Below are 14711 nucleotides of genomic sequence, written 5' to 3'. Positions count from 1 at the left end.
CTCAGCCTTCGCCGCGGTTGGTCCACCGGAACGTCGCCAGGCAGAGCACCAGCCCGCCCACCAGCCAGAGCCCCAGCACCAGCGCCACCTTCGGCAGCTCGTAGGACCCCGTCAGTTCCAGCGCCGCCCCCGCGTCGCCCAGGAACACCGACCGCAGACCCTGGCACATCCACTTCAGCGGGAAGATCGCCGCGACGTCGTTCAGCCATGAGGGAAGCTCCGTGAAGGGGATGTAGACACCGGAGATGAACTGGAGCAGCACGTAGGGCATGGAGACCACCGCGGCGGCGCTCTTGGCGTTGCGCGGCAGGCTGCTCACCGCGATCCCCAGGAGGGCCGCGCCGGCCAGGCCGAGCGTGAGCACCCAGGCCAGTGTCGCCCACCGGGCGGGGTCGGTGGGAAGTTCGAGGTCGAACAGGAGCACCGCGACCGCCAGCAGCAGCGCCACCTCGATCACCGCGAGCACCAGCGAGCTGACCAGCTTCCCGACGAAGTAGGCCGCGCGCGGCATCGGCGTGCCCGCCAGGCGCTTCAGCGTGCCGTCGTCGCGGTCGATGGCGATGCCGATCGCGAGGTTCTGGAACGCCACGCCCATCACGCCCGCGCCGATCAGGCCGGCCGAGTAGAGCTGGGCGACCGTGATGCCGGTGCCCTCCAGGTCGCCCTCGAAGATCGACCCGAACAGGACCAGCAGGATGATCGGGAAGGAGAAGGTGAAGATGACGGCGTCGCGCTGGCGGAAGAAGAGCTTGGTCTCCAGCGACGCGCGGGCCAGGCCGATGTTCAGTGTGGCGGTCATTCCGTGCCCCCGATCAGGTCCAGGTAGACGTCTTCGAGTGAGGGCCGCACGATCTGCAGGCCGGGGATCTCGCCGTCGTACTTCTCGGCGAGGGTGCGCACCAGCGCGGTGGGGGTGTCGGTCTCGGCGTAGCCGTCGGCCCACGTGACCCGGGCGCTGGCGGTGGCCCGCCCGCCCAGCGTGTGAGGGGTGCCCTCGGCGACGATGCGGCCCTTCGCGATGACCGCGACCCGGTCGGCGAGCGCCTCGGCCTCGTCGAGGTAGTGGGTGGTCAGCACGATCGTGGTGCCCTCGGCGGCCAGCGACCTGATCAGGTCCCAGAACTGCCGGCGGGCCTCCGGGTCGAAGCCGGTCGTGGGCTCGTCGAGGAAGACCAGTTCGGGACGCCCGACGATGCCCAGGGCGACGTCGACCCTCCGGCGCTGGCCGCCGGAGAGCTGGCGGATGCGGGCCCCGGCCTTCTCGCTCAGCCCGACCTTGGCGATGACCTCGTCGGGGTCCTTGCTGTGCGGGTAGTAGCGGGCGAAGTGGCGGACCGTCTCACGGACGGTGAGCTCGGCGGCGTCGTTGGCGGTCTGCAGCACGATGCCGACCCTGGCCCGCCACGCGCTCGTCGCGTGGCCCGGATCGACGCCGAGCACGGAGACCTCGCCGCCGTCGCGCTTGCGGTAGCCCTCGAGGATCTCCACCGTGGTGGACTTCCCGGCGCCGTTGGGGCCGAGGATGGCGAACACCTCGCCGGTGTGTATGTCGAGGTCCAGGCCCCCGACGGCCTGGACCTCACCGTAACGCTTGGTCAGGCCGCGAACGTGGATCGCTGTCGTCATGGATCAAATGTCGCGAAAACCCGTGATCCACGGGACCTACGACCGGCCGACCGGGTTGTCGTCCGAACGGAGGACGGCGGGGGTCGTCCGGTCGGGCCTCGATCCTCCCAGCGGCTCCCGGACGGAGGCCGGATCGTTGACGAAGACCACGTCCACGGGGATGTTCCCCGCGCCGCCGCCCGCTTGGAGGGCGGCGTCTCTCAGCTCGGCCTCGTCGACGGTCGCGCCCTCTTCGATCGCGTAGCGGATCCTGATCGAGTCGTCCCGTGGATCGACCCCGGCGCTGCCGCCTCGGATCCCCGGGAAGTCGCCGACGACGCCGAACATCCTTTCCTTGATCTTCACGAGGGCGGCGGAGCCGAGCGGGGTTCCGTATTGGACCTCCACGTCGTAGGGCGTGGCCCGGATCCGGTCGAGGAGGGGACGGTCGGGCTCACGCGTCAGCCGCAGCCACACGTCGGCCGGGCCGTCATCGACGTAGCCCGCGCTGACGTACAGCTCCGGCTGGTCGGTGGCCAATTGGGAAACCAGGGCCTGGAAGGTGGTGTATCCCCGGTATTTGCGGAGCAGGGTCTCCAGCTTCTCGCCCGACTGCTCGGCCGAGCGGGTGAGGTCCTGTAACTCGGCCTTGGTCGGCTTGTCGGGGGCGGCCGTGCCGTGCACCACGAGCGTGGTGACCGGATAGTCGGGCGCCTCGACCCGCACCTCGCCGCCCGCGCCCGGGGTCGCGGTGCCGCAGGCGGCGATCGTCAGGGCGAGCAGCGGGGCCAGTCGTCTGATCATTCCCCTATGACGCGTCAGAAGAGCGTGGGGTTCTCGGGCTCGATGCCGCGCAGGCCGTCGTAGTCGAGGGTCACGCAGTCGATGCCGCGGTCCATGGCCAGCACCTTGGCCTGGGGCTTGATCTCCTGGGCGGCGAAGACGCCGCGTACCGGCGCGAGCAGGGGGTCGCGGTTGAGCAGTTCGAGGTAGCGGGTGAGCTGCTCGACGCCGTCGATCTCGCCCCGGCGCTTGATCTCGACGGCGACCGTCGCGCCGCTCTGGTCGCGGCAGAGGATGTCTACCGGGCCGATCGCGGTCATGTATTCACGCCGGACCAGCGTGTAGCCCGGGCCGAGCGTGGTGATGTGCTCGGCCAGGAGCTCCTGGAGGTGGGCCTCCACGCCGTCTTTCTGCAGGCCGGGGTCGACGCCGAGCTCGTGCTTGGAGTCGTGCATGATCTCGTCCATCGTGAGGATCAGCTTCTCGCCGGTCTTGTTGTGGGTGACCGTCCAGATGCCTTCGTCCTCACGGATCTTGCAAGGCGGGTTCATCCAGTTGAGGGGCTTGAAGGCGCGGTCGTCGCAGTGGATCGACACGCTGCCGTCGGCCTTGATGAGGATGAGCCTGGGCGCCATCGGCAGGTGTGCCGTCAACCGTCCCACGTAATCCACGCTGCATCGCGCGATGACCAGCCGCATGCCCGAACCTTACCGGCGAAAGCGGCTCTGGGAGACTCGGAGCCGGAGGTGGTCTCGTGGAGACGGTTGGGGTTGCCGGGCTCGGCACGATGGGGGCGGGCATCGCCGAGGTCTTCGCCCGCGCGGGGCTCGCGGTCGTCGGCGTGGAGGCCGACGAGGCGGCGCTGGCCCGGGGGCGCGGGCACCTGGAGAGGTCGACCGGCCGGGCCGTCGACAAGGGGAAACTCAGTCCGGAGGAGCAGGAGGCGATCCTGGCGCGGATCACCCTGTCCACCGACCGGGCCGCCTTCGCCGACGCCGACCTGGTCGTCGAGGCGATCCCCGAGCTCATGGAGCTCAAGCTTCCCTTGTTCGCCGACCTCGACCGCGTCTGCAAGCCGTCGGCGATCCTCGCCACCAACACCTCGTCCCTGAGCGTCACCGAGATCGCCCGGCACACCGGCCGCCCGTCGCGGGTCGTGGGCATGCACTTCTTCAACCCGGCCCCGGTCATGCGGCTGGTCGAGGTGGTCGGCACGGCCGACAGCACCGTCACCGACGACGTCGCGGCCCTGGCCCGCAGGATCGGCAAGCGCCCGGTCGTGGTGGGCGACCGTCCGGGGTTCGTGGTCAACCGGCTGCTGCTCGGCTATCTCAACCACGCCTGTCAGTTGCTCGATCGGGGAGTGGCCTCCAAGGAGGCGATCGACACGGCGATGGTCGTCCAGGCCGGGCTGCCGATGGGCCCGTTCGTGCTGCTCGACCTGATCGGGCTCGACACGGCGTACGAGATCTGCGGCGTGCTGCACCGCGACGGCGGCGACCCCCGGCACGAACCGGCCAAGGTGCTCGCCGACCTGGTCGCCCGGGGCCGCCTGGGCCGCAAGACGGGCGGCGGCTTCTACGACGGCAAGCCGGGCACGGAGGAGGGGTTCGACGCCATGGTGCTGCTGCGGCCCTACCTGGTCGACGCCGTCGAGATGTTCCGCAGCGGTTACGCCTCCCAGGACGACATCGACGAGGCGATGAAGCTGGGCTGCGGCTATCGGTCGGGGCCGTTCGAGACCATCGCCGCCCTCCGGACGCGGTCGCTCGACGATTTCCCCGAGCTGGAAGAATAGGACGTATGAGCCCCCGCCGTGCCCGCCGAGCCGACGAGTCCCCCAAAGGGCCGATCCGCCCTGCCGGGATCGACCGCGTCGAAGAGGCGGCCGACGGCGACTGGGTGGTCCGCACGGTCACCGGCCGTTCCGCCGACCGGCCCTACCGATGCCCGGGATGCGACCAGTCGATCCGCCCGGGTGTGCCCCACATCGTGAGCTGGCCCCACTGGGCCGGCGGCGAGGAGGAGCGCCGCCACTGGCACACCGCCTGCTGGCGCAACCGCCTCAACCGCGGCCCCGGCCGCACCCGCTACTGAAGAGGAGACGACGACAGTGGAGATCCGGGCGTCGACGGTGCTGCCGGCCCGCCGCAGCGACATCGAGCTGCAGACCGCCGACGAACTGACGCTGGTCGGTGAGCTGGCGCTGCCCGAGACCGCGCCACCGGTCGCCACGCTGATCTGTCTCCACCCGCTGCCGACCCACGGCGGCATGATGGACAGCCACGTGCTGCGCAAGGCGTCGTTCCGGCTGCCCGCCCTGGCCGACGTCGCGGTGTTGCGGTTCAACACCCGGGGCACCTCCTCCGAGCGCGGCACCTCCCAGGGCGCGTTCGAAGAGGGCGTCGGCGAGCGGCTCGACGTCGCCGCCGCGCTGGAGTTCGCCGAGTTCAACGACCTGCCCCGGCCGTGGCTGCTCGGCTGGTCGTTCGGCACCGAACTGGCGCTGAGGTGGGGCCGCGACCCGCTCGTCGAGGGCGCGATCCTGCTGTCGCCGCCGCTCAAGCGGGCCACCGACGCCGACCTCGACGCCTGGGCCGAGTTCGGCAGGCCGCTGGTCGCCCTGGTGCCCGAGTTCGACGACTATCTGCGCCCCGCCGAGGCGGCCGACCGCTTCAAGCGGGTGCCCCAGGCCGAGGTCGTCGGCGTCGACGGCGCCAAGCACCTGTGGGTGGGGGAGCCGTACGTCCGGATCGTCCTGAACCACATCGTCGAGAGGCTGAACCCGGCGGCGGCGCCCCTGCCCACCGAAGTACCGTGACCCCGTGAGGTTGTATACCCGGACGGCCGGATCCGGCCTCCCCCTCGTGCTGCTGCACGCCTTCCCGCTGTCGTCGGCGATGTGGCTGGCCCAACGCGGCGGCCTGGCCGCCGGATGCCACGTCGTCACGCCCGACCTGCGCGGCTTCGGCGGCTCACCACTCGGCGACGACGAACCGTCGGTCGACGCCATGGCCGACGACGTGGCCGAGCTCCTCGACACCATGGGCCTGGACAAGGCCGTGGTCGGCGGCCTGTCGATGGGCGGCTACGTGGCGATGGCCCTGGCCCGGCGCCACCCCGGGCGGTTGTCGGGGGTGATCCTGGCCAACACCAAGGCCTCGCCCGACACCCCGGAGGCCGCCGCCAACCGCGAGACCATCGCTCAACGGCTCCTCGACGGCGGCGACCTCCTCGACACGGTCCCGAACCTGCTCGGCACGACGTCGCTGGAGCGCAGGGGCATGGTCGTCGGCCGCGTGCGCGGCCTGGTCGGCTCGGCCCCCGCAAGGGCGGCGGCCTGGGCCCAGCGCGCCATGGCCGCCCGCCCCGACTCCTTCGACACCCTGCGTGGCCTGAACGTGCCGGCCCTGGTCGTCGCGGGCGACGAAGACAAGATCACCCCGGTCGGCGACGCCGAGGCCATGACGAAGGCCCTCCCCGACGCCCGCCTGGTGGTCATCGGCCGGGCCGGCCACCTGTCGGCCATCGAGACCCCGGAGACCTTCAACCGCGCGGTCGCGGACTTCCTGACCGAACTCGCGTGAAGCTCGGCCCAGGTCTGGGGTGGCGGCTTCGCGGCCGTTCCACGTCGAGCACATCGAGCCCCGCGTCTACAGCTCCTTCACCATGACGTCGGCGAGCATCGTGTCGGGGGCCGGTCGGCAGGTGCCCGCCACCTTCCAGCCCCAGTGCTCGTAGATGTCGTGGGCGGCGGCCTCGGGCAGCGACAACAGCGTCGCGTAGCGTTCAGGGCGGCCGTCGAGCAGTTCGGCGAGCAGGCGTCTGCCGATTCCCCGGCCGCGATACTCCGCCCGCAGGTTCAGTTCGATCACCGCGAACTTGTCGGCCGCGACGACCTCCGGCGGGCCGGGGGTGGTGTCGCCGCCCCACCAGCGGCCGGCCGGCATGGTGAAGCCGAACGCGAAGCCCGCGAGCGTCGCTCCGTCTTCGACGGCGACGAGCGTGAAGCCGGGGCGGTCGAGCTGGTTTCCGGTGCGTTCGCGATAGCGGTCGGGGTGGTAGAGGGGGCCCGAGTTGTACGGGGGTTCGGCCCTGATGAGGGTGTAGACGGCGGTGTAGTCGTCGTCGACGACGACGGCCGCGTCGGGGCCGGTCAGGTGGGTGAAGATGACGTTCACGACATGCCTCCGCGTAAGCCGGCGACCCGGTCGCGGAAGGAGTGCAGTGCCTCGTGTCCGGCCGGCGCCTGATCCGCGACCATAGTCGCCAGTTGCCGTACATAGTGGGAATATCCGGCAGATTGCGCGGCGGTCAACGCCTGTTCGGCGTGCGCGAGGCCGGCCACGACCTCGCCGCCGCGTACGGCCGACATCGCCTCGTGCAGCCTGATCTGCGCGATCGGCCTGACCGCGGCAGACGGGTAGGCCGCGACGGCCTCGGCCTGGGCGGCGGCGGCGCGGGGATGCCCGGCCAGGGTGTAGACGAGCGAGCGGCTGTGCAGCAGGCGGGTGACCGGCCAGCCCTCGGCCGAGGCGGCGTCGCTGGTCACGTCGGCGGGCAGCCGGTCGAAGACGCGGGCCTGTTCGTCGAGGTCGGCGTAGGCCGCCGCGAGGTCGCCGAGCAGCACCTTCGCGTGGGCCCGCGCGCCCAGGGCGCGGGCGCGCGCCACCGACGGCCGGTCTCCGGCGAGGGCCTCCCCGGCGCGCGAGAGCACCAGGGTGAGGGGCCTCTTCTCGTACAGGGCCTGGATGGCCTCCTGCGCCACGACGAACGCCCGCATGTCGTCGCCGGCCGCGACGGCGGCGCGGCGGGCGGCGGCCCACCAGTGCCGCGACTCGTGCTCCCGCCCGGCCGAGCCGAGCGCGTAGGCCAGCAGGTAGAGCAACCGGGTGCGCACCCGCGCCCAGGCGGGCGGGTTGCCCTTGACGTGGGTGAGCGCGGTCTCCAGCGCCAGGACGTCGGCCGACAGACGCCCTATTCCGTCGGTGGCCGGGTGGGCGCCGACGCCGTGGGCGTGTTCCCACGCCACCTCTTCCCAGAACCCCAGGTCGGGGCCGCCCAGGCGGCGCTCGACCAGCATCCGGATACGTTCCAGCCCGTCGGTCGCTGGAAGGGCCCCGGACGCGCCCCCCAGCACGATTCCGATCAGGCCGAGCGCCTCTCGTCGTTCCGTCGGACCCACCTCCATGTCGTGCAGCCTGATCAGTTCACCGCCGGCTCCCAGTGCGGCGTCCAGGGCCGACACCACAGCCGAACTCGGGATGTTCTTCCCGAATTCGAGCGCGGAGATGTAACTGGGAGAACAGTTGGCCCGGCGGGCGAGGCCACGAATGGAGAGGTCACCTCTCAGGCGGCGAAGCGCCTCCCCGAATGACTCCATAGTGCGCACAGCTCCCTGCCGTAAGGGGGGAACGCTGTCCTGTCCTTGACCGGACACGACTGGACAGCCGGTGAATGGACGCTGACTCCGAGTGTAGAGATGCTTACGCTCAGGAATATGGCAAGCGGCGGAATGTAATTCTCGAGGCAAATGTCGTACAACGAGGCTTACGATCGGGCGGGTGGTATGCGCACATGGCACTCGAAGTCGCGACGCGATACGAATTGTTCCCCGCGCATCCGAGGTCGGCCGCCCTGGCCCGTGACCGTGTCGGCGCCCTGCTCGCCCACTGGGGCCGGGGCGATCTGGCGGGCACGGTCGAGCTGGTCACCGCGGAGCTGATCTCCAACGCGGTGAAGGTGAGCGAGCCAGGCGGCCAGGTCGGACTGGGTGTCTACCGCTCGGGCGACGCGGTCGTCGTGGAGGTCTGGGACGGCGAGCGCCTGCCGCCCCGGCTGCTCGACCCGGGCCCCGACGACATCGGCGGCCGGGGGCTCATGCTCGTCGGGGTGCTGACCCGGCGGTGGGGATATCGCTGGCCCGTCACAGGCGGCAAGGTCGTCTACGCGGTGATCGACACGCCCATGTGAAACGACTCACAGATCCGCCGGCAAAAAGAACGGCCGGCGCCTCCCTCAACGCCGGCCGAACCTGTCTTCCTCCCTCTAGGACCGGCGCGACCGGTCTGAAGACGATTCAACGATGACGTGAATCCCGCATGGATTGCGCGATTTGCGGTGGCCGGTACCGGTCAGTGACCGGAATCTGCCAAGGTTGTCCCATGTGGGAAGCCATCGGCCTGAGCTCCCTCGAAGAGCGCCTCTACCGGCTCCTCCTGCGTGACCCCAAGATCACGCCGGACGAGGCGGCCCGGCGCCTGGAGTCCTCCCCCGAGACGGTGGGGGCCGCGCTGGCGCGCCTTCAGGACACCGGTCTCATGGAGTCCGACCCCCTTTCCGGCTTCCGGCCCGCCGACCCGCGGATGGCCATCGGATCGGCGATCCGGCGCCGCCGGGCCGAGCTCGACCGGCTCGCCGTCGAGGCCGAGGAACTGGCCACCGACTTCCAGGAGGGTCTGCTGCGGGCCGACCCCGGCCGGGTCATCGAGGTCGTCGAAGGGGCCGCCGCGGCCGGGCGCAAGGTCGCCGAACTGCTCGCGCAGGCGCAGGAGGAGATCCTCGCCATCGACACCCCGCCCTACGCCACCAGCGGCACCTCCATCGCCGCCGAGTCGGCCGCGCTGGCCCGGGGCGTGCGGGTGCGGGCGCTCTACTCCTCGCTGGTGCTCGACATCCCCAAGAAGCTTGACGAGATCCGCCAGGTGACCGCCGTGGGGGAGCAGGCCCGGATCCTGGCCGAGGTGCCCATCAAGCTCATTCTGGTCGACCGGTCCACCGCCCTGCTGCCGCTCACCGACCGGGAGGAAGGCGTCCGGTTCACCTCGGTCGTGGTCGGACGCAGCGCCCTCACCAACGCCCTCGTCGCCCTCTTCGAGACCCTGTGGCGCGAGGCCTCCCCGGTGTGGGGCAACGGCACCGGCGCGATCGACGGCGCCGACCGGCAGATCCTCGAACTGCTCGCGGTCGGCATGAAGGACGAGGCGATCCTGCGCCAGCTCGGCATGTCGGAGCGCACCCTGCGCCGCCGCATCGCCACCCTGCTGAACAGGCTGGGCGCCACGGGCCGCTTCCAGGCGGGGGTGCAGGCCGCGCGCAAGGGCTGGATCTGAATCTTCCGTTACGGCTCCGCCCGGCCGGCGCCGCCCGCCGCCTTCGGTCCGCGCCGCAGCCGGCGCCGACCGGCCGCGCCGCCGGTCGTACCGACGAGAAAAGGCCCGGCGGGAAACCCGCCGGGCCCTTCTCATGTCCTGCAGCCGTTCGCCCCGAGTCGATGCCGAGTGGTTACTCCTGCCACCACTCCGCGTCGTCGTCGGCCTTGGCGGCAACGGGCTCGGCCGGCTTCGGCACGGGCTTGTGCTCGACCGGCGGGGCCGCCGACAGGGCGGGCTTGACGGGGGCGGCCACGACGGGCGCGGGCTCCGGCTCCATGCCGGGCAGGGCGGCGCCGCCGAGCAGCTGGCGGAGCTGGGCGAGGTGGCTGGTGATGCTGTCGCGCTGACGGGTCAGCTCGTCGACCTGGCGCTGCATCGCGGTGCGGGTGCGCTCGGCCTCGTTCTTGGCGTCGGTCGTGATCGACTCGGCGCTCGTCTTGGCCTCGGCGACCAGCTGGTCGGCGTTCTTGCGGGCGTTGGCGAGCAGCTGCTTGGCGTGGGTGTCGGCCTCGCGCCGGGTCTGCTCGGCCTGCTGGGTGGCCTTGGTGGCGCGCTGCTCGGCGGTGGCCGCGCGCTGCTCGGCCTCGGCGACCAGCTTCTGGGTGTTGGCCTGCGCGGTGGCGTGGCGCTCGGCCTCCTGGCGCTCGGCCTCCTCGCGGCGGCTGGCGAGCTGGATCTCGAACTCGGCCTCGTCCTGGGCGCGCTTGGCCTCGGACTCCTCGAGCACCCGCTGGGCCTGGGCGCGCATCTCGTCGGCCTGGCGCTTGGCGGTGGTGAGGATCTCGTCGCGCTCGCGCTTGGTGCTGGCGCGGAGCTGGGCGACCTCACGCTCGGTGGTGGTGCGCAGCTTGGCGATCTCGCGCTCGGCGTCGGCGCGCTTCTCGGCGACCTCGTGGTCGGCGGTGGCGCGCTGCTTGGCGACCTCGCGCTCCGTCGTGTTGGTCAGCTCGTCGGCCTCACGCTTGGCCGTGCCCCGGATCTCCTCGGCGTCGCGCTCGGCGGCCGTGCGCATCTCGTCGGCCTCACGCGTCGCGAGCGCCCGCTTCTCGGCGGCCTCGTTCTCGGCGGCGGCCCGGGTGTCGGCGGCGTCGACCTTGGCGGCGGCCTTGATCTCGTTGGCCTCCGACCGTGCCGCCTGCACCAGTTCGGTGGCCTGCTCTTCAGCGAGACGAAGGAGCTGCTCGATCCGGGCGCCGAGGCCCGAGTAGGTCGGACGCTCCTGCTCCTGCAACTGACGCTGCGAGTCGGACAACTCGCGCTGGAGCGAGCCGACCTGCTCGCGCGCCTGCCGCAAATCGGTGTCGAGCTGCTTCAAGTGGTCGTGGACCTGGTGCCGGTCATAGCCGCGAAGCACCACGTCGAATTCCCGGGAGGGGGCGTCTTCGAAGAAATTGTTGAGCTGGGCATCGATGTCGGACTGCATGAGGCTCGATCCTGGGTTGTCGAGACGGCTACACGGGCCGGACGGGGGGTTTGGGACATCCGAGGCGAGGAGCCCAATAGGGTGGGATCCACGTCCGGTGGAAGGCCAGCGTACTCCGAGCGTGCGCCGTTGGAGGCCTCCACGGACTTTCTGCGCGACTTGTTACGTATGAACCTTTCTTACGTTCCATTACTGCCTCGGAGCCTCGACCAGCTCTGTCAGCACTCCTCCCACATCCTTGGGGTGGAGAAACGCGATTGAGGCACCCATAGAGCCGTGACGTGGGCGTTCGTCAATCAATCTGACACCTTTTGCGGCGATTTCCGCCATTGCCTTGCTCACGTCTTCCACCCCGTAACCGATGTGGTGCACCCCCTCGCCGCGCTTCGCCAGGAACTTGCCGACGGCCGTCTCAGGGCTCAGGGGTTCCAGCAGTTGCACGTAGCTCGTCCCGCCCTCGCCGTCGGCCACGTGGAGCATCGCCTCGCGCACGCCCTGGGCCTCGTTGACCTCGCGGCTCACCACGACGAGCCCGAACGTCGACTCGTAGAACCCGATCTTCTCCTCGAGGTTGTGACACGCGATGCCCACGTGGTCGATCCGCAGAAACATTGCCCGGCCCTCCTTGACTATCCGCTGAACGCTGCTGGGTATGGTGACACCGTCGCCCCCATATCGCGTAGGAGGCCCTCCAATGTCCGGTTCCGTCATCGTCGCCGGAGCTCGCACGCCGATCGGCCGCTTGCTCGGCGCCCTCTCCGGTATGACCGCCGTCGAACTCGGCGGCGTCGCCATCGAGGCCGCACTTCAGCGGGCCGGTGTCGCCCCTTCCGACGTACAGTACGTGATCATGGGGCAGGTCCTCCAGGCAGGCGCGGGGCAGCTTCCGTCGCGTCAGGCCGCCGTGAAGGCCGGCATCCCGATGAGCGTGCCGTCGCTCACGATCAACAAGGTCTGCCTGTCGGGCCTCGACGCGATCGCCCTGGCCGACCAGCTCATCCGCGCCGGTGAGTTTGACATCGTCGTCGCCGGCGGCATGGAATCGATGTCCAACGCGCCCCACCTCCTGCCGGGACTGCGGAAGGGCGTCAAGTACGGCACGGCCGAGGTGCTCGACTCGATGGCCTTCGACGGCCTCACCGACGCCTACGACCAGATCGCCATGGGCGAGTCGACCGAGCGCCACAACGCCCGCCTCAAGATCTCCCGCGAGGACCAGGACGCCTTCGCCGCCCGGTCCCACCAGCTCGCCGCCGCCGCCATCAAGAACGGCGTCTTCGACGACGAGATCGTCGCCGTCGACGACTTCACGGCCGACGAGGGCGTGCGCCCCGACACCACGGCCGAGAAGCTGGCGAGACTGCGTCCCGCCTTCACCAAGGACGGCACCATCACCGCCGGTTCGGCCTCGCAGATCTCCGACGGCGCGGTCGCGGTCGTCGTCATGTCGAAGGCCAAGGCCGAGGAGCTGGGCCTGACCTGGCTGGCCGAGATCGGCGCCCACGGCAACGTCGCGGGCCCCGACAACTCGCTGCAGTCGCAGCCGGCCAACGCCATCGCCCAGGCGCTGGCCAAGCAGGGCCTCACGGCCGATGACCTCGACCTCGTCGAGATCAACGAGGCCTTCGCCCAGGTCGTCATCCAGTCGGCCAAGGAGCTGGGGCTCTCCCTCGACAAGGTGAACGTGAACGGCGGCGGCATCGCGCTCGGCCACCCCATCGGCGCCTCGGGCGCCCGGATCGTGCTGGCCCTGGCCCACGAGCTGCGCCGCCGGGGCGGCGGCCTCGGGGCGGCGGGCCTGTGCGGCGGCGGCGGACAGGGCGACGCCCTGATCATCCGCGTCCCCGCGTGAACGACCTCGTCGGGAAGGTGCGCGCCGGCAACGTCCGTGCCGTCGCGCGCCTCATCTCGCTGGTCGAGAGCGGCTCCGACGCCGAGCTGCGGGAGGCGGCCAAGCAGCTGAGGGCGCCGGGCCGGGCCCGGGTCGTCGGCCTGACCGGGTCGCCGGGCGTCGGCAAGTCGACCTCGACGGCCGCGCTCGTCAAGGCGCTGCGTGCGCGGGGCGAGAGGGTGGGCGTGCTGGCCGTCGACCCGTCGTCGCCGTTCACCGGCGGCGCGCTGCTCGGCGACCGGGTGCGCATGCAGGACCACGCGCTCGACGACGGCGTCTTCATCCGGTCGATGGCGACGCGCGGTCACCTGGGCGGGTTGTCGTGGGCGGTGCCGCAGGCGCTGCGGGTGCTCGACGCGGCCGGGTTCGACGTCGTCCTGGTCGAGACCGTGGGGGTCGGGCAGGCGGAGGTGGACGTCCGCGCCCTCGCCGACACCACGATCGTGCTGCTGGCCCCCGGCATGGGCGACGGCGTGCAGGCCGCCAAGGCGGGCATCCTGGAGATCGCCGACGTGTTCGTGGTCAACAAGGCCGACCGCGACGGCGCCCAGTCGACGGTGCGCGATCTGCGCAACATGATCGCGCTCGGCGGCGGCTCCTGGCGGCCTCCGGTGGTGTCGACGGTGGCCGTCCGGGAGGAGGGAATCGGCGACCTCCTGAAAGCGCTCGACGACCACGCGCGTCATCTGGGTGAAACGGGAGAGGGAAGGGCCAGAAGGCTCGCGCGGGCCCGCGACGAAATCACCGCGGCGGCACTTCGCGCATTGCGGGACAGATTCGGCGATCCGGCCAGTGACCTGCGGCTATATCGCCTCGCGCAAGACGTGTTGGACGGCCTCGCCGACCCTTATACTGCGGCTGACGATTTGATTGCGGAGCTTTGACGGTCTTCGAAGTTTCCCAGTCGAAGTTAACCCTCGATTAACTTGGTGTCCCTACGTTGCCAGCCATGAAGTGGAAGCAAGTGGTCAATACGACCCTTGAGGGCGTGACCGGGTACACGATCCAGCGTCAGAAGTTGCCCACCCGGCCGGCTCCGTCGCCGAAGCCGATGGGGACTCCGATGCCGGCACGTCTTGAGGGCGACGTCGCGCGTCCCCCGACCGACCTCGAAGCAGACCGGTTGTTGCGCGCGCCCGTGTTCATCCTGTCGCCGCCCCGCTCGGGGTCGACCCTGCTGCGGTCGATGATGAACAGCCACTCCCAGTTGCACTCGCCCATCGAGACCCACTTCCGGCGCATCTCGACCAACCTGAACACCGACCCGGTCCGCCAGGCCGTCGTGGCGCTCGGCCACAACCAGAGTGACGTCGAACATCTGCTGTGGGACCGGCTGCTGCACCGGGAGCTGGTGCGCTCGGGCAAACCGACCCTGGTGGAGAAGACCCCGAGCAACGTGTTCGCGTGGAAGCGCCTGTCGATCTGCTGGCCCGACGCGCGATTCGTCTTCCTGTTGCGCCACCCGCTCTCGATCGCCCGTTCGTGGCACGAGGCCGACCCGGTCAAGCGGCCGATGCACGAGGCGGTGCGACACACCTTCCAGTACATGAAGTACCTGGAGGAGGCCCGCCACCGCCTGCCCGGCCACGAGATCACCTACGAGAGGCTGACCGCCGACCCCGAGAACGAACTGCGGGCGCTCTGCGCCACGCTGAGCATCCCGTTCGAAGACGGGATGCTCGACTACGGCCGCCACAACAAGCCGACCGACTTCACCAAGGGCATCGGCGACTGGCGCGACAAGATCCAGAGCGGGAGGGTCCAGCCGGGCCGCGAGCTGCCGGCCCCCGAAGAGGTGCCCGAGATGCTCCGCGACGTCGCTCAGAAGTGGGGCTACCTCTAGCGGGCGAACGAG

Annotated in this window: 17 protein-coding genes; 9 read left to right on the top strand and 8 right to left on the bottom strand. The window is 70.7% G+C overall.

Going from position 1 to position 14711, the window contains the following annotated elements; translation table 11 throughout:
* Position 1 precedes the first annotated feature (1 nt).
* The 4 genes from GT755_RS20930 to nucS are packed head-to-tail and all read right to left on the bottom strand — an operon-like array spanning position 2 to position 3086.
* Positions 2-799 carry an ABC transporter permease gene (locus GT755_RS20930; protein WP_161481363.1) on the bottom strand — a complete coding sequence of 266 codons (798 nt, stop codon included), beginning with the start codon at positions 797-799 and terminating at the stop codon, positions 2-4.
* Complete coding sequence (locus tag GT755_RS20925; protein ID WP_202610324.1) at positions 796-1626, bottom strand: ABC transporter ATP-binding protein; 831 nt, start codon at positions 1624-1626, stop codon at positions 796-798. The genes GT755_RS20930 and GT755_RS20925 overlap by 4 nt, the downstream gene beginning before the upstream one ends.
* A 36-nt stretch (positions 1627-1662) precedes the next feature.
* Positions 1663-2409, bottom strand: a complete 747-nt coding sequence (locus GT755_RS20920; protein ID WP_161481362.1) for a hypothetical protein — start codon at positions 2407-2409, stop codon at positions 1663-1665.
* 14 nt (positions 2410-2423) lie between these two features.
* On the bottom strand, positions 2424-3086 hold the full coding sequence (nucS, locus tag GT755_RS20915; RefSeq protein ID WP_161481361.1) for an endonuclease NucS: 663 nt from the start codon (positions 3084-3086) through the stop codon (positions 2424-2426).
* Positions 3087-3142: 56 nt separating this feature from the next.
* Between nucS and GT755_RS20910 the strand changes: the two genes are divergently transcribed.
* From GT755_RS20910 to GT755_RS20895, 4 genes are read left to right on the top strand one after another with little or no spacing between them, the layout of a single operon-like run.
* Positions 3143-4186, top strand: a complete 1044-nt coding sequence (locus tag GT755_RS20910) for a 3-hydroxyacyl-CoA dehydrogenase (protein ID WP_328794440.1) — start codon at positions 3143-3145, stop codon at positions 4184-4186.
* A gap of 5 nt (positions 4187-4191) precedes the next feature.
* On the top strand, positions 4192-4485 hold the full coding sequence (locus tag GT755_RS20905) for an ATP/GTP-binding protein (protein WP_161481360.1): 294 nt from the start codon (positions 4192-4194) through the stop codon (positions 4483-4485).
* 16 nt (positions 4486-4501) lie between these two features.
* Positions 4502-5209, top strand: coding sequence for an alpha/beta hydrolase (locus GT755_RS20900; protein ID WP_161481359.1), 708 nt, complete (start codon positions 4502-4504; stop codon positions 5207-5209).
* A 4-nt stretch (positions 5210-5213) separates the two neighbouring features.
* Complete coding sequence (locus GT755_RS20895) at positions 5214-5975, top strand: alpha/beta fold hydrolase (protein WP_161481358.1); 762 nt, start codon at positions 5214-5216, stop codon at positions 5973-5975.
* A 66-nt stretch (positions 5976-6041) separates the two neighbouring features.
* Here the strand turns inward: GT755_RS20895 and GT755_RS20890 are convergent, their stop codons facing one another.
* Positions 6042-6569 carry a GNAT family N-acetyltransferase gene (locus GT755_RS20890; RefSeq protein WP_161481357.1) on the bottom strand — a complete coding sequence of 176 codons (528 nt, stop codon included), beginning with the start codon at positions 6567-6569 and terminating at the stop codon, positions 6042-6044.
* Positions 6566-7771, bottom strand: a complete 1206-nt coding sequence (locus GT755_RS20885; RefSeq protein ID WP_161481356.1) for a helix-turn-helix domain-containing protein — start codon at positions 7769-7771, stop codon at positions 6566-6568. The genes GT755_RS20890 and GT755_RS20885 overlap by 4 nt, the downstream gene beginning before the upstream one ends.
* A gap of 194 nt (positions 7772-7965) precedes the next feature.
* Between GT755_RS20885 and GT755_RS20880 the strand changes: the two genes are divergently transcribed.
* Both GT755_RS20880 and GT755_RS20875 read left to right on the top strand, forming a co-directional pair.
* Positions 7966-8361, top strand: coding sequence for an ATP-binding protein (locus tag GT755_RS20880; RefSeq protein WP_161481355.1), 396 nt, complete (start codon positions 7966-7968; stop codon positions 8359-8361).
* A gap of 191 nt (positions 8362-8552) precedes the next feature.
* On the top strand, positions 8553-9500 hold the full coding sequence (locus GT755_RS20875; RefSeq protein WP_161481354.1) for a LuxR C-terminal-related transcriptional regulator: 948 nt from the start codon (positions 8553-8555) through the stop codon (positions 9498-9500).
* Positions 9501-9672: 172 nt separating this feature from the next.
* On the opposite strand, the gene GT755_RS20870 is transcribed toward GT755_RS20875, so the two are convergent.
* Positions 9673-10965, bottom strand: coding sequence for a DivIVA domain-containing protein (locus GT755_RS20870; protein ID WP_030455553.1), 1293 nt, complete (start codon positions 10963-10965; stop codon positions 9673-9675).
* 189 nt (positions 10966-11154) lie between these two features.
* Entirely contained in the window at positions 11155-11577 is a 423-nt protein-coding gene (mce, locus tag GT755_RS20865) for a methylmalonyl-CoA epimerase (protein WP_030455554.1), read from the bottom strand.
* Positions 11578-11659: 82 nt separating this feature from the next.
* Here mce and GT755_RS20860 point away from each other — a divergent pair, with 82 nt between their 5' ends.
* The 3 genes from GT755_RS20860 (at position 11660) to GT755_RS20850 (ending at position 14699) form a co-directional block, all read left to right on the top strand.
* Positions 11660-12817, top strand: a complete 1158-nt coding sequence (locus GT755_RS20860; RefSeq protein WP_161481353.1) for an acetyl-CoA C-acetyltransferase — start codon at positions 11660-11662, stop codon at positions 12815-12817.
* Entirely contained in the window at positions 12814-13740 is a 927-nt protein-coding gene (meaB, locus tag GT755_RS20855) for a methylmalonyl Co-A mutase-associated GTPase MeaB (protein ID WP_328794439.1), read from the top strand. The genes GT755_RS20860 and meaB overlap by 4 nt, the downstream gene beginning before the upstream one ends.
* A 65-nt stretch (positions 13741-13805) precedes the next feature.
* A complete protein-coding gene (locus tag GT755_RS20850; RefSeq protein ID WP_161481351.1) occupies positions 13806-14699 on the top strand; it encodes a sulfotransferase family protein in 894 nt (297 codons plus the stop codon).
* Positions 14700-14711: the final 12 nt, after the last annotated feature.

It is taken from the genome of Herbidospora solisilvae, from assembly GCF_009901565.1.
Lineage (GTDB): Bacteria > Actinomycetota > Actinomycetes > Streptosporangiales > Streptosporangiaceae > Herbidospora > Herbidospora solisilvae.
The sequence above is the reverse complement of the archived record's forward strand: the minus strand, read 5'-3'. Positions and strand labels throughout refer to the sequence as shown.